At 73.4% G+C, this 21,366-nt stretch carries 23 protein-coding genes; 11 read left to right on the top strand and 12 right to left on the bottom strand.

Annotation, left to right across the window (positions count from 1 at the left end; translation table 11 throughout):
- The first annotated feature begins 23 nt into the window (after positions 1 to 23).
- On the top strand, positions 24 to 3,164 hold the full coding sequence (locus Q3W68_RS27735) for a BTAD domain-containing putative transcriptional regulator (protein WP_302908241.1): 3,141 nt from the start codon (positions 24 to 26) through the stop codon (positions 3,162 to 3,164).
- Between the two features lie 65 nt (positions 3,165 to 3,229).
- Here Q3W68_RS27735 and Q3W68_RS27730 read toward each other — a convergent pair whose 3' ends face one another.
- Both Q3W68_RS27730 and Q3W68_RS27725 read right to left on the bottom strand, forming a co-directional pair.
- Positions 3,230 to 4,057 carry an ABC transporter permease gene (locus tag Q3W68_RS27730; protein WP_302908240.1) on the bottom strand — a complete coding sequence of 276 codons (828 nt, stop codon included), beginning with the start codon at positions 4,055 to 4,057 and terminating at the stop codon, positions 3,230 to 3,232.
- Positions 4,054 to 5,010: an ATP-binding cassette domain-containing protein gene (locus tag Q3W68_RS27725; RefSeq protein WP_302908239.1), complete on the bottom strand. Its 957-nt coding sequence runs from the start codon at positions 5,008 to 5,010 to the stop codon at positions 4,054 to 4,056. Before Q3W68_RS27725 ends, Q3W68_RS27730 begins: the two co-directional genes overlap by 4 nt.
- A gap of 126 nt (positions 5,011 to 5,136) precedes the next feature.
- On the opposite strand from Q3W68_RS27725, the gene Q3W68_RS27720 reads away from it, so the two are divergent.
- Together Q3W68_RS27720 and Q3W68_RS27715 are read left to right on the top strand one after the other, a co-directional pair.
- Positions 5,137 to 5,520 carry a hypothetical protein gene (locus Q3W68_RS27720; RefSeq protein ID WP_302908237.1) on the top strand — a complete coding sequence of 128 codons (384 nt, stop codon included), beginning with the start codon at positions 5,137 to 5,139 and terminating at the stop codon, positions 5,518 to 5,520.
- Between the two features lie 47 nt (positions 5,521 to 5,567).
- Positions 5,568 to 6,125: a Uma2 family endonuclease gene (locus tag Q3W68_RS27715; RefSeq protein WP_302908236.1), complete on the top strand. Its 558-nt coding sequence runs from the start codon at positions 5,568 to 5,570 to the stop codon at positions 6,123 to 6,125.
- Positions 6,126 to 6,141: 16 nt separating this feature from the next.
- Here Q3W68_RS27715 and Q3W68_RS27710 read toward each other — a convergent pair whose 3' ends face one another.
- Together Q3W68_RS27710 and Q3W68_RS27705 are read right to left on the bottom strand one after the other, a co-directional pair.
- Positions 6,142 to 6,672 (bottom strand): SRPBCC family protein, encoded by a 531-nt coding sequence (locus Q3W68_RS27710; RefSeq protein WP_302908235.1) that lies wholly within the window; start codon positions 6,670 to 6,672, stop codon positions 6,142 to 6,144.
- A 3-nt stretch (positions 6,673 to 6,675) separates the two neighbouring features.
- On the bottom strand, positions 6,676 to 6,984 hold the full coding sequence (locus Q3W68_RS27705; protein ID WP_302908234.1) for a metalloregulator ArsR/SmtB family transcription factor: 309 nt from the start codon (positions 6,982 to 6,984) through the stop codon (positions 6,676 to 6,678).
- Between the two features lie 87 nt (positions 6,985 to 7,071).
- On the opposite strand from Q3W68_RS27705, the gene Q3W68_RS27700 reads away from it, so the two are divergent.
- Entirely contained in the window at positions 7,072 to 8,001 is a 930-nt protein-coding gene (locus tag Q3W68_RS27700) for an LLM class F420-dependent oxidoreductase (RefSeq protein ID WP_302908233.1), read from the top strand.
- A gap of 312 nt (positions 8,002 to 8,313) precedes the next feature.
- Here the strand turns inward: Q3W68_RS27700 and Q3W68_RS27695 are convergent, their stop codons facing one another.
- Positions 8,314 to 8,748 carry a hypothetical protein gene (locus tag Q3W68_RS27695; protein WP_302908232.1) on the bottom strand — a complete coding sequence of 145 codons (435 nt, stop codon included), beginning with the start codon at positions 8,746 to 8,748 and terminating at the stop codon, positions 8,314 to 8,316.
- Positions 8,749 to 8,815: 67 nt separating this feature from the next.
- Between Q3W68_RS27695 and Q3W68_RS27690 the strand changes: the two genes are divergently transcribed.
- Complete coding sequence (locus Q3W68_RS27690) at positions 8,816 to 10,042, top strand: FAD-binding protein (protein WP_302908231.1); 1,227 nt, start codon at positions 8,816 to 8,818, stop codon at positions 10,040 to 10,042.
- A gap of 1 nt (position 10,043) precedes the next feature.
- Here the strand turns inward: Q3W68_RS27690 and Q3W68_RS27685 are convergent, their stop codons facing one another.
- From Q3W68_RS27685 to Q3W68_RS27675, 3 genes are all read right to left on the bottom strand, one after another.
- Complete coding sequence (locus Q3W68_RS27685) at positions 10,044 to 11,183, bottom strand: site-2 protease family protein (protein ID WP_302908230.1); 1,140 nt, start codon at positions 11,181 to 11,183, stop codon at positions 10,044 to 10,046.
- Positions 11,184 to 11,265: 82 nt separating this feature from the next.
- On the bottom strand, positions 11,266 to 11,472 hold the full coding sequence (locus Q3W68_RS27680) for a DUF397 domain-containing protein (protein ID WP_302908229.1): 207 nt from the start codon (positions 11,470 to 11,472) through the stop codon (positions 11,266 to 11,268).
- A 13-nt stretch (positions 11,473 to 11,485) separates the two neighbouring features.
- Positions 11,486 to 12,322 (bottom strand): helix-turn-helix transcriptional regulator, encoded by an 837-nt coding sequence (locus Q3W68_RS27675; RefSeq protein WP_026268303.1) that lies wholly within the window; start codon positions 12,320 to 12,322, stop codon positions 11,486 to 11,488.
- 269 nt (positions 12,323 to 12,591) lie between these two features.
- Here Q3W68_RS27675 and Q3W68_RS27670 point away from each other — a divergent pair, with 269 nt between their 5' ends.
- The 3 genes from Q3W68_RS27670 to Q3W68_RS27660 all read left to right on the top strand — a co-directional run bounded on the left by Q3W68_RS27670 (position 12,592) and on the right by Q3W68_RS27660 (position 13,366).
- Positions 12,592 to 12,906, top strand: a complete 315-nt coding sequence (locus tag Q3W68_RS27670; protein WP_302908228.1) for a DivIVA domain-containing protein — start codon at positions 12,592 to 12,594, stop codon at positions 12,904 to 12,906.
- Positions 12,903 to 13,157: a hypothetical protein gene (locus Q3W68_RS27665; protein WP_013287870.1), complete on the top strand. Its 255-nt coding sequence runs from the start codon at positions 12,903 to 12,905 to the stop codon at positions 13,155 to 13,157. The genes Q3W68_RS27670 and Q3W68_RS27665 overlap by 4 nt, the downstream gene beginning before the upstream one ends.
- Before the next feature lie 80 nt (positions 13,158 to 13,237).
- The gene (locus Q3W68_RS27660; RefSeq protein ID WP_302908227.1) at positions 13,238 to 13,366 is read left to right on the top strand and encodes a hypothetical protein; all 129 of its coding nucleotides are present in this window, start codon (positions 13,238 to 13,240) and stop codon (positions 13,364 to 13,366) included.
- Between the two features lie 66 nt (positions 13,367 to 13,432).
- Here Q3W68_RS27660 and Q3W68_RS27655 read toward each other — a convergent pair whose 3' ends face one another.
- The gene (locus Q3W68_RS27655; RefSeq protein WP_302908226.1) at positions 13,433 to 13,810 is read right to left on the bottom strand and encodes a PIN domain nuclease; all 378 of its coding nucleotides are present in this window, start codon (positions 13,808 to 13,810) and stop codon (positions 13,433 to 13,435) included.
- Positions 13,744 to 14,595, bottom strand: coding sequence for an alpha/beta hydrolase (locus Q3W68_RS27650; protein WP_302908225.1), 852 nt, complete (start codon positions 14,593 to 14,595; stop codon positions 13,744 to 13,746). Before Q3W68_RS27650 ends, Q3W68_RS27655 begins: the two co-directional genes overlap by 67 nt.
- Positions 14,596 to 14,734: 139 nt before the next feature.
- Between Q3W68_RS27650 and Q3W68_RS27645 the strand changes: the two genes are divergently transcribed.
- Complete coding sequence (locus Q3W68_RS27645) at positions 14,735 to 15,478, top strand: SDR family NAD(P)-dependent oxidoreductase (protein ID WP_302908224.1); 744 nt, start codon at positions 14,735 to 14,737, stop codon at positions 15,476 to 15,478.
- 40 nt (positions 15,479 to 15,518) lie between these two features.
- Here the strand turns inward: Q3W68_RS27645 and Q3W68_RS27640 are convergent, their stop codons facing one another.
- Entirely contained in the window at positions 15,519 to 16,406 is an 888-nt protein-coding gene (locus Q3W68_RS27640; protein WP_302908223.1) for a L,D-transpeptidase, read from the bottom strand.
- Positions 16,407 to 16,479: 73 nt separating this feature from the next.
- A complete protein-coding gene (locus tag Q3W68_RS27635) occupies positions 16,480 to 17,925 on the bottom strand; it encodes an alpha-amylase family protein (protein WP_302908222.1) in 1,446 nt (481 codons plus the stop codon).
- Between the two features lie 238 nt (positions 17,926 to 18,163).
- Here Q3W68_RS27635 and Q3W68_RS27630 point away from each other — a divergent pair, with 238 nt between their 5' ends.
- Both Q3W68_RS27630 and Q3W68_RS27625 read left to right on the top strand, forming a co-directional pair.
- The gene (locus Q3W68_RS27630) at positions 18,164 to 19,888 is read left to right on the top strand and encodes a hypothetical protein (protein ID WP_302908221.1); all 1,725 of its coding nucleotides are present in this window, start codon (positions 18,164 to 18,166) and stop codon (positions 19,886 to 19,888) included.
- Positions 19,885 to 21,351 carry an NADH-quinone oxidoreductase subunit NuoF family protein gene (locus Q3W68_RS27625; protein WP_302908220.1) on the top strand — a complete coding sequence of 489 codons (1,467 nt, stop codon included), beginning with the start codon at positions 19,885 to 19,887 and terminating at the stop codon, positions 21,349 to 21,351. Before Q3W68_RS27630 ends, Q3W68_RS27625 begins: the two co-directional genes overlap by 4 nt.
- Positions 21,352 to 21,366: the final 15 nt, after the last annotated feature.

Raw genomic sequence — 21,366 nt, 5'->3', positions numbered from 1 at the left:
GCGGGGGATGAGAGAGTGGCACGGTGCGGGTGGGGATCCTCGGGCCGCTTGAGGTCCGCGACGGCGATCGGCCGGTCGACGTCGCCGGGGCGCGGCTGCGGGGGCTGCTGATCCGCCTCGCCCTGGACCCGGGCCGGCCGGTGAGCGTGCCCGCGCTGGCCGAGGCGCTCTGGGGTGACGAGCCGCCGACCGACACCGCCAACGCGGTGCAGACGCTCGTGTCCCGGCTGCGTCGGGCGGTGCCCGGGCTCGGCGTACGCAGCAGCCCGGCGGGCTACCGGCTCGACCTCGACCCGGACGACGTGGACGCCGGGCGGTTCGAGCGACTGGCCCGGCAGGGACGGGCGGCGCTGCGCGACGGGGACGCGGCGACGGCGCGGACGGCGTTGCGCGACGCGCTCGCGTTGTGGCGGGGGCCGGCGCTGGCCGAGGTCACCGACGCGCCGTACGCGGCGGCAGCGGTGGCGCGGCTGGCGGAACTGCGGCTCACCGCTCAGGAGGACCGGATCGAGGCGGAGCTGCGGACCGGGCGGCCCGAGCTGATCGTCGCCGAGCTGGACGAGCTGACCGCCGCGCATCCGCTGCGGGAGCGGCTGGCCGAACTGCACCTGCGCACACTCGCCGCGGCCGGGCGGCCCGCCGAGGCGCTGGCGGCGTACGAGCGGATCCGGCAGCGGCTCGCCGAGGAGCTGGGCGTCGACCCGTCGCCGCAGTTGCGGGCCGCGCACCTGGAGCTGCTGCGCGGCGAGGCGGCCCCGCCGCAGCCGACGGCCGTGGCCCGGGGCAACCTGCGGGCCGCGCTCACCACGTTCGTCGGGCGCGAGGAGGACCTGCGCCGGCTCACCGGGCTGCTCGCCGGCAACCGGCTTGTCACCCTGCTCGGACCTGGGGGAGCCGGCAAGACGCGGCTGGCGAGCGTGGCGGCGGGCCGGCTCGCCGACGGCGTACCCGGCGGGGCCTGGCTGGTCGAGCTGGCGCCGATCACCGACCCGGCGGACGTGCCTCGGGCCGTGCTCGACACACTGGGCCGCCGGGACCGGACGCTGGAGCCGGTACGCCCGCCGGCCCGCGACACGCTCGGCCGCCTGGTGGAGACGATCGCCACCGACGAGACGCTGATCGTGCTGGACAACTGCGAACACGTCGTCGAGGCCGCCGCCCGGCTCGCCGAGGACCTGCTCGGGCACTGCCCGGGACTGCGCGTGCTGGCCACCTCGCGGGAGCCGCTGGGCATCGTCGGGGAGGCGCTGGCCCCCGTACCCCCGTTGCGCCTGCCACCGGCGGACGCGACGCCGGGCGACGCGCTCGCGTACCCGTCGGTGCAGTTGCTGCGCGACCGGGCCGCCGCCGTGCGGGCCGGGTTCGCGGTGACCGGCGACAACGTGGCGGCCGTGGTGGAGATCTGCCGGCGGCTCGACGGCCTGCCGCTGGCCATCGAACTCGCCGCCGCGCGGCTGCGGACGCTGTCGCCGCAGCAGGTCGCGGCCGGGCTCGACGACCGGTTCCGGCTGCTGACCGGCGGCAGCCGCACCGCGCTGCCCCGGCACCGCACGCTTCGGGCGGTGGTGGACTGGAGCTGGGGCCTGCTCACCGACGACGAGCGACGGCTCGCCGAACGGCTCGCGGTCTTCCCGGCGTCGGTCACCGCCGAGTCGGCGGCCGGCGTCGCCGGCCCGGCCGCCGCCGCGCTGCTCGACGCGCTCGTCGACAAGTCGCTGCTCCAGGTGGTCGGCGACGGGCGGTTCCGGATGCTGGAGACCATCCGGGAGTACGGGCTGGAGCGGCTCGCCGCCGCCGGGGCGGTGGCCGAGGCGCGCGCCGCGCACGCGGCGTACTTCCGGGAGCTGGTCCGGACCGCGGAGCCGCACCTGCGCACCGCCGGTCAGCTGCCGTGGCTGCGGCTGCTGGAGGCGGAACGGGAGAACGTCGTCGGCGCGCTGCACTACGCGTGCGACGCCGGGGACGCCGACACCGCGCTGCGGATCGGCGCGGGGCTGGCGTTGCCGCTGGTGATCTGGGGCGACGACGGCGGCATCGGCGGTGACGTGCTGGCCCGCGCGCTGGCGCTGCCCGGCCCCGCTCCGGCGGAGGAGCGGGCGGTGGTGCTCGCCATCCGCATCGGCGCGGAGCTGGCACGCGGCGAGCAGGGGCCGACGCCGGAGCAGATCGCCGAGCTGACCACGACCCTGCGGGCGGCCGAGGGGACCAAGCACCCGATCGTGGGGCTGCTCGCGCCGATGCTGTCGATCTTCAGCGGCGACACGGCGGCCGGGATCGCGGCGATCGACCGGGCACGTGGGCACCCCGACCCGTGGACCGACGGCACGCTGCTGGGGATACGCGGCAAATTCAAGGAGAACGACGGCGACGCCGAGGGCATGCTGCGCGACCTCACCGACGCCGCCGCGGAGCTGCGCGCGGTAGGTGAGCGGTTGAGCCTGTCGCACGTGCTCAGCGAGTACGCGGACGCGCTCACCAAACGCGGCGACTTCGACGCGGCGACCGCGGCGCTGGAGGAGTCGGTGCGGCTGGCCCGGGAACTCGACCCGGCCTCGGAGCCGGGCTTCCAGCTGATCTGGCTCGCCGCCATCCGCGCCCGCTCCGGCGACGTGGCAGGCGCCAAGGCCGAGCTGCGCCGGTTCGTGACCGGCCGGGAGGGCCGGGACGGCGCGTTCGGGCTGATGATGCTCGGCAGCATCGCCCGCTCCGACGGTTCGCTGGACGAAGCCGAGGAGTGTCTCGCCGAGGCGATGCGCCGCCAGGCCGAGACGCCGCTTGTCGCCCCGCAGTTCCGCGGCCTGCTGCTGGCCGAGATGGGCCATCTGGCGCTGGCCCGCGGTGACCTGCCGGGGGCGCGCCGGCACCTCGACGAGGCGACCACGCGCAGCCTCGCCGCCCGGGACATGCCGGTGGTCGCGATCGTCACGGTCGGCTGGGTGGCGTTGGCGGTGGCGGAGGGCCGGTACGAGCGGGCGGCCGAACTGCTCGGCGTCTCCGACTCGCTGCGCGGCCGGCCGGACCGCTCCAACCCGGACGCGCAGCGGCTCGCCGAGCGGCTGCGCGCCGAGCTGGGCGAGGAGGGCTACGCCGCCGCGTACGCCCGGGGTAACGGCCGCAGCCGGGCCGACGCCCTCGCGTTCGTGGGCGGCGACCCGGCTCGGTGATCGTCGTGCCGCCCGGTCAGGGTCGGCGCGGCCGGGTCAGGTACGTCGGCGTGAACGCGGCCGGGTCACGCGCGGCGGCGGTAGGCGCGCACCGCGAGCGGCGCGAAGACCGCGATGATCGCCACGGTCCACAGCAGCGACCGGGTCACCGGCCCGGCCACCGGGCCACCGATCATCAGGCCCCGGGCCGCCTCCATCACGTCGGCCACCGGGTTGACCCCGACCCACCACTGCAACCAGCCGGGCAGCGTGTCGGTCGGCACCATCATGTTGGTGCCGAAGGTCAGCGGGAACAGCAGCAGGAACGCCGTGCCCTGCACCGCGCCCGGGCTGCGCATCAGCACCCCGAGCAGCACGCCGATCCAGCTGACCGCGAACGCGAACGCGATGGTGAGCAGGCACGCGGCCAGCGCGGACAGCGGGTCGGTGCCGATTCGGAAGCCGAGCGCGTACCCGAATCCCAGCAGCACCACGATGGAGACCACGAACCGGACCAGGTCGCCGACCACGGAACCGACGAGCGGCGCGGACCGGGCGATCGGCAGGCTGCGGAACCTGTCGAAGACGCCCTTCTCCACGTCGGTGTTGAGGCTGACGCCGGTCGCGATGGACGCGAACAGCACGGTCTGCACCATGATCGCGGGCAGCAGGAACTGGAGATACTCGTGCTGCGAGCCGGCGACCGCGCCGCCGAGCAGGTAGACGAAGATCAGCACGAAGACGATCGGCTGGAGCGTGACGTCCAGCAGCTGTTCCGGGGTCCGGATCGTCTTGACCAGGCTGCGGCCGGCCAGCGCGAGACTGTGCCGGGCCATCCCGAACGGACGACCGGCGGCGTGGGTGGTGCCGGTCCGGGACGGTGCCGTCGCCGCCGTACGAGTGGTCGTGGTCATGCCGCCACCTCCGTGGGCTCCTCGGCACCGTGGCCGGTCAACGTGAAGAACACCTCGTCGAGGCTGGGCAGCCGCAACGCCAGCTCGACCACTCCGATGCCGGCGTCGTCGAGCCGGCGGACCACGGCGGTGAACGTGGCGTCGTCGTCCACCGGCACGGTGAGCAGACCCGGTCGGGGCAGCTCGGGATCCGCCCCCGTACTGACGCGGAGGATCTCGGCGACAGCGCCGATCCGGCCCGGATCGGTCGGCCGGACCACGATCGTCTGACTGCCGGCGATCCGCTTCAGCTCGCCGGGCGTACCGTGCGCGATCACCCGGCCGTGGTCGATCACCGAGATCTCGTCGGCGAGCGCGTCGGCCTCGTCCAGGTACTGCGTGGTCAGCAGCACTGTCGACCCGTCGTCGACCAGCGAGCGGACCACGCCCCACATCTCCTCCCGCTTGGCCGGGTCCAGGCCGGTCGTCGGCTCGTCCAGGTAGATCACCTCCGGCCGGCCGACCAGGCTCGCGGCCAGGTCCAGGCGGCGGCGCATGCCACCGGAGTACGTCTTGGCCGGGCGTCCCGCGGCGTCGGTCAGGCCGAACCAGGCGAGCAGTTCCGCCGCCCGCGCCCGGGCCTCACGACGGTTCAGGTCGAGCAGCCGGCCGATCAGCACCAGGTTCTGCGTGCCGGTCAGGTCCTCGTCGACCGAGGCGTACTGGCCGGTCAGCCCGATCAGCCGGCGTACCCGGGCCGCGTCGGTGACCACGTCGTGGCCGCCGACAGTGGCGCGCCCCTCGTCGGGGCGCAACAGCGTGGCGAGGATCCGCACGGCTGTGGTCTTGCCGGCGCCGTTGGGCCCCAGCACCCCCAGCACGGTCCCCCGGCGTGCGGCGAGGTCGATCCCGGCCAGCGCGGTCGTCGTACCGAACCGCTTGACCAGGCCCTCTGCCTCGAATGCGTAACTCATGACGCCGACGATGACCGGGACCGCTGGCACCGGGCGCACACGCCGCGCACACCGCCGTGTGCGCGGCGGCGAAATCGAGTACGCGTGCTCATTCGCCCGCCCCGCCGGCCGGGCAGGATCGAAGGCGTGACAACGAGACGTACGCTGCTCGGCGGCCTGCTCCTGGCGCTGGCCACGGCCGGCGCCTGGGTGACCTGGCTGAGCTGGGAGTCCGGCTGGACCGTGGACCCGCAGACCGGCGACATGAGCGGGCCGTACGCGGTCTGGCAGGTCGCCGCCGCGGTGCTGACCCTGGGCGCGCTGGCCGCGGTGGGCGGCTGGTGGCTGAACATCTGGCTGGTGGCGACAGTGATGACTGTGGCGTTCACCGTCCCGTGGGCGGTGCACGCCGCCTCGACCGACGACACCGGCCTGTGGGCGGTCGGAGCGGCGCTGGTGGCGATCGGCACGACCATCGGGACGACGCTTGTCGGCGGCGCCGCCGGCTGGCTGCGCCGCCGGACCGCGTGACGGGCTGGATACCACGGCGACGCCGGCTGCTGCCATACGATGGCGTCATGAGCGCTGAGGCAGTCGGCATGCACATGCCCGCCGTCGTGACGCTCGACGACGTGGCGAAGATGAACGCCGCCGACCCGAACGGTCACCGCTACGAGACCAGCCCCGAGGCGGTTCTGTCGGTCATGCCGCCGCCCGACTCGGAGCACGCCATCATCGCGAGCCGGATCTTCGCCTGGCTGATCATGGCGGGTTGGCCTGCCGAGCAGGTTCTCCAGGCCGTCGGCGTGCGGGTGCCGGGGCCCAGCGGTGACGGTGGCCGGATCCCCGACATCACGGTGTGGCGGAAGGCGCCCAGCCGTCGCGTCTGGTCCGCCGTGGCCGACCTGGTGCTGGTGGTCGAGATCGTCTCGCCCGGCTCGGAGACCATGGACTCGGTGACCAAGGCCCGGGAGTACGCCTCCGCCGGCATCCCGCGTTACTGGGTCGTGGAGCGGGACGGCGCGCAGACCGTCACGCTCCACGAACCCGGCGGCGACGGCCGGTACGCCGAGCATGCCCGGATGCCGCTCGCCTGGCTGTTGCAGACCGCGCCCGCCGACCACCTCGACGCGTAGGCCGCGGGGGAGCGAGTCACGGGCGGTTGAGGCGTTCGGCGTACGCGTCGCGGAGTTCCGCCCAGCCGAAGTCCTTCGCCTGCGCGCCCCGGATCGGGCCGACCGGGTCGCCGTCGAGCAGGTGCGCGGCGACGTCGAGGCAGAGGTGCCAGCCGGCGGCCGTCATCGGGGCGAGGCCGGGCTTGGCGACCCGGTGCCGCAGCGTGAGCGTGGTGCCGTCGCCGGTAGCGGTCAGCTCCCAGCGGAGCAGGTCGTCGCCCCAGGTGTACTCCAGCAGGTTCGGCCGCTCGGCGCGCAGCACCCGGGCCGGCGCCGGGTGGCTCTGCTCGCCGTCGACACTGCTGAGCACTGCGTCACCGGGACGGCCCAGGTCACGGTCGGCGAGGAACGGCGCCCACCCGGCGAGCTGTCCCGGGTCGGTGAGCGCGGCCCACACCTTCTCCGGCGGGTGCCGCAGGTCGCGGACGAAGACCAGGTCCCACCTGTCGTTCGCGGGTTCCAGCTCCACCCGGGCGAGCGGGCCGGGACGGAACGTGTCGCGGTCCATCTGTCACTCCTGACTGTCGAGATGGTGTTCCAGGGCGTCGAGGTGCGCGGTCCACATCGACCGGTACGGCCCGAGCCAGTCGTCCACTGCCCGCAGCGGCGCCACGTCGAGCCGGTAGATCCGCCGCTGTGCCGCCGTACGGCAGGTGACCAGGCCCGCGTCGCGCAGCACCCGCAGGTGCTTGGACACCGCCGGCTGGCTCATGCCCAGCGCGTCCACCAGTTCGCCGACGCTGCTCTCCGCCCGGCGCAGCCGGTCGAGGATGCGTCGCCGGGAGGGCTCGGCCAGCACGGTGAAGGCGTCGACTGTCACCCTTGCAATATGCCTGACCGGTTATATGCCTGGCAAGGAATGACCGGTCGCGCTGCCCCGGCCCGGGCGGCTCCATATGCTCGGGGGATGGAACTGCGGATCTTCACCGAGCCCCAGCAGGGCGCCACATACGACCAGCTCCTCGCCGTGGCCCGACGCGCGGAGGAGACCGGCTTCGCCGCGTTCTTCCGCTCCGACCACTACCTGAAGATGGGTTCGGTGAGCGGCGACCCCGGCCCTACCGACGCCTGGACCACGCTCGCCGGGCTGGCCCGCGACACCACCCGGATCCGGCTCGGCACGCTCATGACAGCCGCCACGTTCCGGCTACCAGGTCCGCTGGCGATCACAGTGGCGCAGGTCGACCAGATGAGCGGCGGCCGGGTCGAGCTGGGCATCGGCACCGGCTGGTACGCCGAGGAGCACTCCGCGTACGGCATCCCGTTCCCGGCGCTGGGGGAGCGGTTCGACCGGCTGGAGGAGCAGCTCGCCGTCATCACCGGGCTCTGGTCCACCCCGGAGGGCTCCACGTTCGACTTCCCCGGCACGTACTACCCGGTCAGCGACTCACCGGCGCTGCCCAAGCCGGTGCAGCGCCCCCGCCCGCCGATCCTGCTCGGCGGCATGGGGCCGAAGCGCACGCCCCGCCTGGCCGCCCGCTACGCCGACGAGTTCAACCTGCCGTTCGCCTCGGTCGAGGACACCGTGGCGCAGTTCCGGCGCGTGCGTGACGCCTGCGCCGAGATCGACCGCGACCCGTCCACGATGACCTGGTCCAACGCGCTCGTGCTCTGCTGCGGCCGCAACGAGGCCGAGGTGAGGCGCCGCGCCGAGGCGATCGGCCGCGACCCGGACGAGCTGCGCGCCAACGGCGCCGCCGGTACGCCCGCCGAGGTGGTCGAGACGCTCGGCCGGTACGCCGAGGCCGGCAGCTCCCGGGCCTACCTCCAGGTGCTGGACCTGGCCGACCTGGACCACCTGGAGCTGGTGGCCGCCGAGGTGATGCCCCAGGTCTGACCCGGCCCCTGCCCGCCGCCCGTCCCGCCTCCCGGCTCCCGTCGAGATCTTGGTACCAAACGGCCCCCATGGGGGCCCTTTCGTACCAAGATCTCCATCGGTCCCGCCTTGCGGAACGACAATCTCGCGTTACGGGAGGCGCACTCCCGCACCACCCCACAACCCCCGCGATCTTGCAGTCGCGGCCCTTTCGGTGCCGGATTTACGGCTCTTGTCGGGGCAGCAACTGCATGATCAACGGTGTGGGCGCCCCGCGGAAGCTGTACCCGTTCGCCGGGCCATCCTCGGCGGTACGCGTGAGCGGCGGACGGATCAGCTCGCTGTGGCGCGGCGGACGGTGTCGAGGCGGCCGTCGCGGTCGCTGTCCAGGTACGTCACGTCGGGCACGCCGTCGCCGTCCAGGTCGACCTGCACCACGTCGGCCACGCCGTCGCCGTCCAGGTCGGTCACCACCTCGACGGAACCGTCCAGGTGCCGGGTCACGATCGACCGGCCGGACGCCTGGCGCGGCGGCGGCCCCGGGTGGGGCACCGGGTCCGGCTCGGGCTCCGGCGTGGGCCCCGGCACCGGCGCGGTCGCGGCGGGCGCCTCCCGCACAGCGGCGGGCGCCACGCCCACAGCGGCGGGCGGCATCTCCGCAGCGGCGGGCGGCATCTCCGCAGCGTCGGGGTCCACGCCGGTCGGGTCGATCTCCTCCTCCGACGGGTACACGTCGCCGCGGAGGCTCGGGTCGCGGTAGCTGCTCATCCCGCCAGGATTCCCGCCGAGTGGCCGGGGCAACCCTGCCGGCGCATGATGGCGCATGATGCTGCGCATGACGGACACGAACTGGGCCGGAAACGTCACCTGGTCGGCGCGTACCCGATCGCGGCCGACCTCGACCGACGAGCTGCGCCGGCTGGTCGCGGAGGCCGACCTGGTCCGGGCCGTCGGCACCGGTCACTCGTTCAACCGGCTCGGCGACACCACCGGCACCCAGATCGCGGTCGACGGCCTGCCACCGGCCGTCGCGCTCGACCCGGACCGCGGCACCGTCACCGTCGCGGCCGGCCTCCGCTACGGCGACCTGGCCACCGCGCTCCAGGCCCAGGGGTACGCGCTGGCGAACCTCGCCTCGCTGCCGCACATCTCGGTGGCCGGCTCGGTCGCCACCGCCACCCACGGCTCCGGCGCGCGGAACCGCAACCTCGCCGCCGCCGTCGCCGCGCTGGAACTGGTCACCGCCGACGGCGACCTGATCACCGTCGACCGGACCGATCCGCGGTTCGCCGGGCTGGTGGTCAACCTGGGCGCGCTGGGCGTGGTCACCCGGCTCACGCTCGACGTGGTGCCCACGTACGCGGTGCGCCAACACGTCCGCCTCGGCCTGCCCCGCGCGGCGCTGGACGAGGCGCTCGACGCCGCGTACAGCGTCAGCGTCTTCACCTCCTGGCGCTCGGAGCGCTTCGACCAGGTGTGGGTCAAGCAGCACGCCGACCAGGCGCCGCCGCCCGCCGACTGGCTGGACACGGTTGCCGCCGACTCGCCCCGGCACCCAGTGCCCGGCATGTCGCCGGAGCACTGCACGGCGCAGCTCGGCGAGCCGGGGCCGTGGCACGAGCGGCTGCCGCACTTCCGGCTCGGCTTCACCCCGAGCAGCGGCGACGAGTTGCAGTCCGAGTGGCACGTGGCCCGCAGCGACGCGTCGGCGGCGCTCGCCGCGCTCGACCCGGTCGCCGACCGGATCGCCGCCGTGCTCCAGATCTGCGAGCTGCGGACGATCGCCGCCGACGAGCTGTGGCTCAGCCCGAACTACCGGCGCGACTCGCTGGCGCTGCACTTCACCTGGATCGGCGACCCGGTGGCTGTCGCGCCGGTGCTGGCCGAGGTGGAGGAGCGGCTCGCCCCGTTCGCGCCGCGCCCGCACTGGGGGAAGCTGTTCGAGCGCGATCCCGCCACCGCGTACCCCCGGCACGCCGACTTCGCCGCACTGCTGCGCGAGTTCGACCCGAAGGGGAAGTTCCGCACCGTCGAGATGGACCGCTACTTTCCCCGGGACTGATTTACCGCCCGGCGGGCGTCTGCTGGCGCAGGCTGCTGCGCTGGACCGCGCGGCTGATGTCGCTGGGCGAGACGATGCCGACCAACTGGTCGTCGATCACCACCAGCGCCCGGCCGTCGGTGCACTCGTTGAGCCGGGGAAGCAGGTCGGTGAGCTGCTCCTCCGGGCGGGCGAGGACCAGCTCGTCGGCCCGGCAGGACACCTCGGCCAGCGTGGTCGAGGCGCGGCGGTCCGCCGCGATGCCGCGTACCCGATCGAGCGTGACCAGACCGACCGGCCTGCCGTCGACTGTGAGCGGCAGCGCGGAGTGCCGGTACGCGAAAAGGTAGTGGTCGACGAAGTCGGCGACCGTGAGGTCGCCGGACGCGGTCTGCGGCTGCGGGGTCATCACGTCGCCCACCCGGACGCCGCGCAGGGCGTCGCCCATCCGGGCGGCGCGTTCCTCCTGGCCGGCAGCACCGAGCAGGAACCAGCCGATCAGCGCCAGCCAGAGCCCGCCGAACCCGGCGCCGGTGAAGAACCGCCACAGCCCGAGCCCGATCAGCACGACGCCGAGCACCCAGCCCGCGCGGGCCGCCACCACCGACGCCTTGGTCCGGTCGCCGGTGAACTTCCAGACCGCCGCGCGCAGCAGCCGCCCGCCGTCCAGCGGGGCGGCGGGCAGCACGTTGAAGATCGCCAGCAGCACGTTGATGCCCGCGAGCCAGGCCAGCGCGCCGAGCAGCAGCCCGTGGCCGCCCGCGGCGGCGACCGCCACCGCGATCGCCGCGAAGAACAGGCCGAGGATCAGGCTGACCAGCGGCCCGACCCCGGCGATCCGCAGCTCGGCGCCCGGGTCCTTCGCCTCGCCCTTCAGCTCGGCGACGCCGCCGAACAGCCACAGCGTGATGCCCTCGACCTCGATGCCGTTGCGCTTGGCGACCACCGCGTGTGCGACCTCGTGGGCGAGCAGGCCGAGGAAGAAGACCACGGCGGCGGCCAGGCCGGCCGCGAAGTAGGCGATGGGCGAGTGACCGGGGTACGAGGCGGGGAACAGGCTCGCCGACAGCGCCCACGCGATCAGCACGAAGATGACCAGGACACTCCAGTTGACGCCGACCGGTACGCCGGCGATCCGGCCCAGCCGGAAACTCGCCCTCATGTTCCCGTCATACCCGGCGGATCCACCCGCACACCAGGGCCGGGTGGCATCTCACAGGGCACCAGGGGGAGCCATCAGGGCGTCAGCGGCGGAACGACCGCTGTTTGACGCTCGCGACGAAGGTCGACCAGGCTGCCCGGTCGAAGGTGAGGGCCGGGCCGGTGGGGTCCTTGCTGTCGCGGAGCCCGACCACGCCGGGCAGGCCGTCGGCGACTTCGACGCAGTCGCCGGAGCCGTTGCTGCGGGTGCTCTTGCGCCAGGTCACCGTCGCCTGGTTGGCCTCTTCCACCCGCGCCGTCCTCTCACAGCTCGTCGATCGCCCCCAGGATGAGGTCGCGCGACTCCCGGGCGCCGGCCGCCGTGGCGACCAGGTGCTCGAAGACGCGGCTGTACTCCCTGACCTGTTGGCCTTCGAGATAGAGGCTACCCGCGCGGGTCTCGACGTAGACGACCCCCGGATCGGCCGGCTCGGGGAAGGTCAGCACGCTGAAGGCGCTGCCCATCGACCCGTACTCGCCCGCGCCGAAGGTCAGGATCTGGATGGTGCGGCCGGGCCGTTCCGCCTCCTCGGCCAGTCGTCGCAACTGTGCCGCGAACAGTTCCGCGCCGCCGACCGGCCGCCGTAGTGCTGCCTCGTCCAGCACCACCCAGAGCTTCGGCGGAGTCTCGGTGTCCTGACGGCGCATGCGCAACTCCACCCGCCGGTCCACCTCGTCGCTCGGGGCGTCCGGGTGCTCGGCGCGGATGACCGCGCGGGCGTAGTCGGCGGTCTGGAGTAGACCCGGAATCAGCTGTGGCTGGAACGCGCGGATCTCGGACGCCTCGGCCTCCAGCCCGACGTAGACCTCGAACCAGTCCGGCAGCACGTCGTCGTACGCCTGCCACCAGCCGCGCTTGCGGGCATCGCGGGCGACCTGGACGAGTGCGTCCACCTCGTCGCCCTCCACGCCGTACAGCTCGAGAAGTCCACGCGCGACCGGCGGCATGACGGACACCTGGGCGTTCTCGATCCGGCTGATCGCCGACTTCGAGATGCCCACCTCCTTGGCGGCCTGGTCGGCGGTCATGCCGGTCTGCTCCCGGAGGCGACGGAGGGCGGCGGCCAGGCGTCGACGTCGGACGGTCGGGCTTCCAGTCATGCCGGTCAGTGTGGCGGATCCGGACGAGCTTCGCAACGACACTCTCCCGAATCGGGAGTTGCATAAGGGGGCCGGTTCGCTGCACGATGAGTGAGTGGCCGGATCGGCTGGGTTACAGCTTGTCGATCTGGGTCACGTGTTGTGCCCTGCTGACGTACTGCTGGTCGAAGGCTGCGGTGGCAGGTGCCGGGGTGGGTCCGCCGGTGCGGGGCGGGCCGACGGACCCACCCCCTTCCACGGTTCGATCTCGACGGTGAGGGGCAGGTCTCATGCGCGTCTTCCTCCGGCGTGTCCGGCGTCGCCGGCGGTCGGTCCTCGGATCGACCTGCTACCGCTCGTCGGCCTACCAGCCCCTGCGCCCTTGGCAGGTCCGTGAGCGGAGCTTCCGGACGACCCCGCTGGGCCGGCGCGGGCTCGACCCGCAGGAGGTGCGGGAGTTCCTCGACCGCGTCGCCGGCGACCTGGCAGCGGTGTACGACGCGCTGGCCCGGAGCCGCCGGGAGACCGACCGGATCAAGAACGCGCTGCGTCGCTGGCAGTCGGAGCAGGCCCGGGCCCGAAACGAACGGGGGTGCGACAGGTGACCGAGCGCTGGGTGATCCACCTGCCGGTCGTCGTCAACGACCTGCTCTCCGCTCAGCGGCTGGCCCGGGTGGTGGCGCACTGGACCCACGTCCTGCCGCAGACCGAGCCGGGCGGCACCACCGTGTCGGCGGAGGACGACCAGAACGTCCGCCACTGGGTGTTCTGCGACCGGTTGCTGCCCGGCGGGCAGCGGTGTCTGCTCCGGCCCGGACACGACGGTGAGTGCTCCCGGCGGTTCCGGCCGCGATGAGCATGCGCCGGAGCGGGGTCGGACGCCCGCAACCGGAAGCGGAACATGCGCGAGCCGCGGTCGAGAACGTCGGTTGTGCGGTGACCGGCGAAGACGTCGAGCGGGCCCGCCGGAGGCTGGCACAACAGCCGCCGATCACCGACGAGCAGCACGACCGCAACATGGCGTGGCTGCGCCGGTTCGGGGGCGACGGGGCGGCCGGCGCGTGAACGCGCTCGTCCTGGACACCTCGGCGCTGCTCCCGGTGGCCCACCCGGCATCGGGGCCGAAGCCGGTCAGTCGGCCTTTCCGGCCGGGACGACCCACGTCGTCGGCTGGCCGGTGATCGCGGTGATCAGGTCGAAGTCACCGTCGTAGTGCAGAACGGTCACGCCATGCCGTTCGGCCGTCGCGGCGATCAGCAGATCGGCCATCGAGAGCGCCCCGTGGTTGCCCTTGTGCAGCGCCTGCACCTGGACGTCGATCGCACGATCCCAGATGTCGTCGGGCATGGCGAGCCAGTCGAAACCGCGGAGCAGCCATCGGGCGCGCTGCGCGTCCTTGGCCGAGCGGGCGCAATTTTTGCTGATCTTGATATATCCGTGGGTCAGCGCCGTCGAGGCGCCTCGGCGACCACTGTCGGGGAGAACTCGTTCGCCGCCTCGACCGCCCACTCCAGCGCGAAGTCCGCCTCCTCCTCCCAGCCCGGTTCGCCGCCGACGAAGTGCGACCGGCCGGGGAACTCCCGGTAGCCGGTGAGCGCCGTCGAACTCCGGTAGAGGTTCGCGATGCTGCTCGCGAGGGTCGCCGGCACCACGTGGTCCTCGCCGCCCGCGGTGATCAGCAGCGGGGCGCGGTCGCTGCGCTTCTTGTCGATCTCGGTGGCGGAGGCCGGATCCAGGTTGGCGAACGCCGCCTCGAACAGCACGTGCCCGGCGCCCGGTACGGCGTACCGCTCCCAGGCGGCGTCGGACTGCTCCTGGCTGATGGTGTTGCCGAAGGCGTACCGGAAGTCCTCCGGGGTGAACGGCACGGCGCGGTGCCGGTTCGCCGGGTTGTGCAGGATGGAGTACCCGGAGCGCAGCGTGGCGGGCGGCAGCTTGAGCACGCCCCGTACCGGCGCGGGGTGCACGGCGACCACTGCGGCACCGAGGCGGCGGTCCGCCAGCAACTGGGCGATCAGGCCGCCGAACGAGTGGCCCATGATGATGGGCGGGCGCGGCAGGCCCCGGATGATCGCCTCGTAGTGGGCGGCGATGTCGGCGATGCGCTGCGCGGCGATCGGGGACGGGTCGGCCCGCAGCTCCTCCACCTCGCGGTCCATGCCGGGCCAGGCGGGCGTGAGCACCCGGAAGCGGCGCGCGGCGTACCTTTCGGCCCAGTGCTCCCAGCTCCGCGAGGTCATCCAGAGCCCGTGGATGAGCACGATCGTGTCGACTCGTCCCGTCGGTGCGCTCATGTCTAGTCTCCCCGTTCCGCCGCTGGACGGCCCGCGCGTACCCGGACTGGGTGCCGGCAATCCTGTCCGATCGAACGGACAGGAAACGGACGGGTGACCCGGATGATCAGCGTCCTGAGTCGACTGTCAGGATGACGGCATGACGGTCAGACGTGCCGACAGGGTTGCCCTGGTGACGGGCGGGAGCCGGGGTATCGGCGCCGCCGTCGTGCGCAGGCTGGCCGAGGACGGCATCCACGTCGCGTTCACCTACCGCACCGCGGAGGAAAGCGCGAAGTCCGTGGTGGCCGAGATCGAGGCGTACGGCCGGACCGGCCTGGCGATCAGAGCGGACAGTACCGACGCGACGGCCGTGGTCGGCGCCGTGGAGCGGACCGTCGCCGAGTTCGGGCGGTTGGACATCCTGGTCAACAACGCCGGGGTGTTCGCGGGTGGACCGATCGAGTCGGTCAGCCTCGACGCCCTGGACCGGGCGATCGCGGTGAACGTGCGCGGGGTCTACCTCGTCACCCAGGCGGCGGTGCGCCACATGGGTGCGGGTGGGCGGATCGTCAACATCGGCAGCAGCTTCGCCAGCCGTGTCCCGGCTCCCGGGGTGAGCGCGTACGCGATGACCAAGAGCGCCGTGAACGGGCTGACCCGGGCGCTCGCCCGCGAACTCGGTCCGCGCGGGATCACCGTCAACCTGATCCTGCCCGGCTCGACCGACACCGACATGAACCCGGCGGACAGCGCGGGCGCGGACGGGCAGCGGTCGCACATCGCCCTCGGCCGGTACGCGGAACCGGAAGACGTGGCGGCGACTGTCAGCCACCTGGTGGGCGCCGGCGGACGGCACATCACCGGCGCGTCGATCGCGGTCGACGGCGGCTCGACGGCCTGAGCCGATCCAGGCCGACGGCCGGCTGCTGGGCTGAGACCCGTCAGGGCAGGCGGTCGACCACCACGAAGGCGGTGCCCGGTTCCACCTCGGTCAGGAGCAGGCGCTGGGCGCTGCGGGTCAGCCGGATGCAGCCGTTTGTGACGTTCTCGCCGAGCGTGTCGTCGTTGTACCAGCTGTGCAGTCCGATGTGGGCGCCCCGCAGCCCGGTCGGCACCGCGTCCGGGTCGTCCGGGATCGCGCCGAGGGCGAAGATGTCGACACCGCCGTAGACGGCCTGCGGGGGCGGCGTGCGGCCCAGCACGAACGTGCGGCCGAGCGGGGTGAGCTGCCCGGACATGCCGAGGCTGACCGGCCAGGTACGCATCGCGCGCCCGTCCCGGCTCCAGGTGAGGCGGTGGGTGCGCCGTTCCACCACGATCTGGTCGCGCAGCACCACTGTGGTCCAGCCGCCCGACGGCAGCCAGGCGATGGTGCGGTTGGCCGACGGGAGCAGCACTGCGGTCCAGCCGGAGCGGCGTTCGACGATCGGCACTGTCAGCCGTACGCCGCTGATGGTCGGCGCGAGGAACGCCAGCGGACGGCCACCGGGCGCGTCGTAGACGGCCACGTTCCGATTCGGGCGCAGCCCTTCGCTCAGCGGGCGGGTGTCGGCCGGGTCCGGGTCGGGCGGGAAGCCGCGCGGCGCCGGGTCGTAGGTGACCACCGGCAGGTCGTCCGGCGGCGGCGCGGCGGGCGGCACCGACTCCTGCGGCGACGGGCTCGGCGCAGCGGTGGCCGGGGGCGCGGCGGCGGGTGGCGCCGCCGGGCGCGCGGGCGTGGCGGTGAGCGCGCGGCCGACCAGCAGCGCGGTGACGAGCAGCAGCGGTACGGCGAGCGCGGCGATCAGCCAGCCAGGAGGCCGGCGCGCGGCGAACCGGTCGAACAGCACGAAACCGACTGTAACCGACCGGAAGCCCCCGGACCCGGTACTACGGGTACGGGGGCTTCGCGGCCCGGGTGGCTCAGCTCAGCTTCGCGCCGATGTGGATCGCGATCGCGTCGTGGGCGGGGACGTTCGCGGCGAACCAGCCGGACGAGTCCACGGTGATCACCGGCCCGCTGCACGTGCCGTTGCCGAACGTGCCGTGGATGACGTCGCAGTAGCGGCCCGCCGGCAGCCCGGTGTAGTACGAGCGGCCGTTCACCGCGCTGTCCTCGTCGTTGATCGTCAGGTAGCCCTTGCCGGTACGGCTGAACGCGATGTGCTGGTAGCCGTTGTCGTACCAGTTGGAGACACCGGCGCCCTCGGTGGCGTTGCGGAAGCCGACCATGTTCGCGACGACCGGCCAGCGGTGCTCGCACTCCCAGCCCGAGTAGCAGGTGACGTTGGTGATCCGGTTGCTGCCGTCGGCGGGCGGGCCCTGGTCCCGGCTGCTGTACGTGAAGCTCGACATCACCGCCGGGGTGCCGTACGGCCAGGCGAGCATGAACGCGTTGGCGAGCGCGTACGTGCCGCGGTTGCGGTAGGTGAGCACGCCACCCTCGCGCTGGGTGTCGTGGTTGTCGGTGAAGACCACCGCCTTCGCGCTCGACAGGTAGCCCCAGGACTCACCGAAGTTGCTCAGGTACGCCAGCCGCTCGTTGTTGAACATCCGGGCCAGGTCCTTGCCGTACCGGAACTCGTGCACGTCGCCGTTGCCGGTGTACTCGGTCGGCTGGATCGGCTCACCGGCGCCGTAGATGACCTCCTGCACCAGGTACGCGCTGCGGGACAGCTTGGCCTTGATCGCCGCGATGTCGGCGGCCGGCATGTGCTTGCTGCCGTCCAGGCGGAAACCGTCGACGCCGAGCGAGAGCAGGTCGTTGAGGTACGCGGCCAGCCGGCCGCGCACGTACTCCGACTCGGTCTTGAGGTCGGCCAGGTTGACCAGCTCGCAGTTCTGCACCTCGTACCGGTCGTTGTAGTTGGCGATGTCGTTGTTGCCGTTGCGGCCGCAGTAGTGGAAGTCCTGCGCCGAGTAGACGCCCGGGTAGTTGTAGTGCCCGTACGACGAGCCGGCCCAGCCGGTGCCGCCGTTCTCCTGGCCGGACATGTGGTTGACCACGGCGTCGACGATCACCTTCACGCCCGCGGCGTGGCAGGTGTTCACCATGGACTGGAACTGCGCGCGGGTGCCCTTGCGGGACTCGATCCGGTAGCTGACCGGCTGGTACGACACCCACCACGGGCTGCTGTTGACGTGCTCCTGCGGCGGGGACACCTGCACGTAGCCGTAGCCCTTCGGGCCCAGCGTGCTGGTGCACTCGGCGGCCACCGACGTCCAGTTCCACTCGAAGAGCTGGACGATCACCTTCTTGGCGCCCGGGGTGGCCGCGGCGGCCGGGGGTGCCGCCGCGGTGACGGGGACGAGCAGGCTCGCGGCCAGACTCAGGGCGAGCGCGGCGGCGCGGCATCGGCGTCGATGCATCAGGACTCCTGCGGGGTGCGGGGGATGCGGGGGAGTGGAGCCTGTTCCAGTGCTGGCTTCTTGCAAACCAGCCTGAAATTTTGCGGCAAGGTTACGAGCCTGTTGCAAAGTCTGTCAACGCATGGGCATCCGTCGTTGCGTCAGGCGCTACACGCGCGTCCGGGCTGGACGGTTCGAGAATCCGGCCGAGAAATTCGCCACCGGAGGTGATCCGTCCGCGCCGTCCCTCCGTACCTGAGTGGGGAGCAGGGTCGGCCGGTGGGGGCGCCGCCGCGAGACGATCGAGGAGCAGATGGCCCGGGCACAGCAGAACGAGAAGGCGACGACCGTCCGGACCACCACCACCAGCCGTGGTGCTCGGACGATGTCGAAGTCCGCGATGGTGGCGCTGACCGCCTCCGCGCTCGGCCTCGCGTGGGCGGGTGTGGAGCTGGCCGGCGCCGGCGGCGTCATGTACTCGTACGGATTCTTCTTCACCGAGTTCTTCGCCGGGGTGGTCGCCCTGGTGTCGCTCAGCATCACGGTGATGCTGGGCCTGCTCGCCACCGACCGCCTGGTGCTGCTCATCCGGCACCGCGTGCTGCTCCAGTCGGCGCACCGGGCCACCGGCGTGCTCGGCGTCGCCGGGCTGCTCTTCCACGTCATCACCAAGGTGGCGATCGGCCGGGCCGGCCCGACCGACGCGGTGGTGCCGTTCATCAGCGGCAGCGGCCTCTACGTCGGACTGGGCACCGTCGCCGCGCTGCTGATGGTGGGCGTGCTCTGGACCGGCATCATCCGGGTCCGGTTCGCCGGGGTCGGCCCGAAGTGGTTCTGGCGTGCGCTGCACTCCATGGCGTACGTGTCCTGGCCGTTCGCGCTGGTGCACGGCCTCAACGCCGGCCGCCCGGCCGCCGCGTGGGTGGTGCTGAGCTACCTCGCCTGCGTGCTGCTCGTGGTGATGGCGCTGCTGGTGCGCGTCTCCGTCCACCTCGGCAAGCGCAGCCGCGAGCAGCACCAGGCCGTCGCGCTCAACAAGGCGATGGCCGGCAAGGCCGAGGAGCGTACCGGCGTGTTCGCCGCGCTCAGCCGCAAGAAGGCCGCCGACAAGGAGGACAGCGGCGCCGGCCGGGGCCGCTGGGCCGAGGCGACCGCCACCTGGACCGCACCGGCCGGCACCGCCCGGCGGCGCGATCCGGAGCGGTTCGCCGTACCCGTGGTGCCGGAACCCGGATCGCTGCGCGAGCCGGTCCGCGCCGCCGCCGCTCGGCGGCGCGACGCCGAGCCGGACGCGCCCACCCGGCGCGCCCGCACGCAGGAGGCGCCCGCCCGCCGCCGCGACGAGGAGCGCGACCCCGTCGTCCGTGCCCGCGACGAGGAGGCGGCGCCGGCACGCCGGACCGAGAGCGAGCGGTCCCGCCGCCGTCGCCGCGCCAACGAGGAGCGGGTGGCCCGTCGCTCCCGGGGCGACGAGGACCTGGTCGCCCGGTACTCCGCACCGCCGGAGAGCGGCGGCCGGCACTCGGCGCCGCCGGACACCGGTGGACGCCACTCCGCACCCCCGGACAGCGGCCGGTACGCCACGGCGGCCGAGGTGGCCCGCTACTCCGCGCCGCCGCGCGCCACCGACGAGCCGGAGGAGCCGTGGGACAGCCCGCGTCGCTGGGAGTCCCGCCCGATCTCCGGCGAGCCGATCTCGGCCGGCCCGATCTCCGGCACCCCGGTCACGGCGGAACCGTTCAGCGGATCCGGCCGCCGCTACCGTGACGAGGAGGAGGTGCCGGAGGAGCCGGACTACTGGCGCCCGCCGGCCCGCTACGCCGCCGACGAGGCGTTCGTCGACGACACGCCGACGCTCGTCGACCTCGCCTCCCGCCGGGCGATGCGCGCGGGCAAGGAGAGCCGGTCCAGCCGCCGCAAGCGGGCCGACGCGGACGCGGTCGACGGCGCGTACTGGGCCGGGCTGCGAGGTGAGGCCCGGTGAAGCGCACGACGGTGCCGCCTGTCGCCTGCGTCGGCGAGCCCCGCCTGACCGCCGGGTTCGCCGAGTTCGGCCGGCTCGACCTGCTCGCCCACGAGGAGGTGCACGGCCCGATCGGCCCGATGGAACCGGCGGCGCTGCTGCGGCTCGCCGAGGCGATCGACCTCAAGGGCAAGGGCGGCGCGGGCTTCCCGTTCGCCCGCAAGCTGCGCGCGGTGCTGGAGTCCTGCGAGCGGCAGGACCTCGGCGCCGTGGTGGTGGTGAACGCCACCGAGGGGGAGCCGGCGAGCTGGAAGGACAAGGTGCTGCTCACCCGCGCCCCGCACCTCGTCCTCGACGGCGCCGCGCTCGCCGCGTTCGCGCTCGACGCCGAGGAGATCGTGATCGGGGTGGCGGACGACGACGTGGGCCGGCCCTCGCTGACCGAGGCGTTGCAGGAACGGCGGATGCCGGTGCCCACCACGATCGTCACGGTCCCGCACCGCTTCATCTCCGGTGAGGGCGGCGCGCTCGTCAACGGCATCAACGGCCTACCGCACATCCCGCCCGGCACGAAGAAGCGGTCCAGTGACTCCGGCGTCGGCGGGCTGCCCACGCTGCTGTCGAACGCCGAGACGTACGCCCAGCTCGCCGTCGCCGCCCGGATCGGCCCGTACGAGTACGCGGCGCTCGGCACCGACGACGAGCCGGGCACCGTGCTGCTCACCGTCACCGGGTCGGCGAAGCGCCCCGCAGTGGTGGAGTGCGCCGCCGGCACCCCGCTGCGGGAGATCCTCGACCTGTGCGAGGTGCCGCCCGGCCCGGGCATCCTGATGGGCGGCTACCACGGCAAGTGGATCACCGCGACGGCCGCCGAGCGGGCCGAGGTGTCCCGCAAGGGGCTCACCGCGGTGGGCGGCACTCTCGGCGCCGGCATCATCGTGCCGCTCGGCGCCGACACCTGCCCGCTCGGCGAGGCCGCCCAGGTGGTGCGGTACCTGGCGGGTGAGTCCGCCGGGCAGTGCGGCCCGTGCAAGATGGGCCTGCCCGACCTGGCCCGCTCGGTCGACCTCGCGGTCTCCGGCAGCGCCCCGGTCGAGCTGGTCCGGGCCGCGGCCGGCGACGTCAAGGGACGCGGCGCGTGCAGCCACCCGGACGGCACCGCCCGGTTCGCACTGTCCGCGATGGAGGTGTTCGCCGACGACCTGCGGCTGCACGCCACCGGCGAGGGCTGCGGCAAACGGGTGAAGGGCACGATGGGCCTGCCCGGCGCGCCGGACGCCAACCCGCAGAAGCTCACCCTGGACTGGTCGCGCTGCGACGGGCACGGGCTGTGCGCGCACGTGGTGCCCGACTTCATCCGGCTCGACGGCAACGGATACCCGGCGTTCCCGCCCACGCCGGTGCCGACGTGGTTGCGCGAGGGCGCGCTCAAGGCGGTAAAGGTCTGCCCCGAACTCGCGCTCCGCCTGGTCCGGGCCGAGTAGAACCAGGAGCCGCCG

The organism is Micromonospora sp. C28ISP2-4 (assembly GCF_030519385.1).
Lineage (GTDB): Bacteria > Actinomycetota > Actinomycetes > Mycobacteriales > Micromonosporaceae > Micromonospora > Micromonospora tulbaghiae.
The sequence above is the reverse complement of the archived record's forward strand: the minus strand, read 5'-3'. Positions and strand labels throughout refer to the sequence as shown.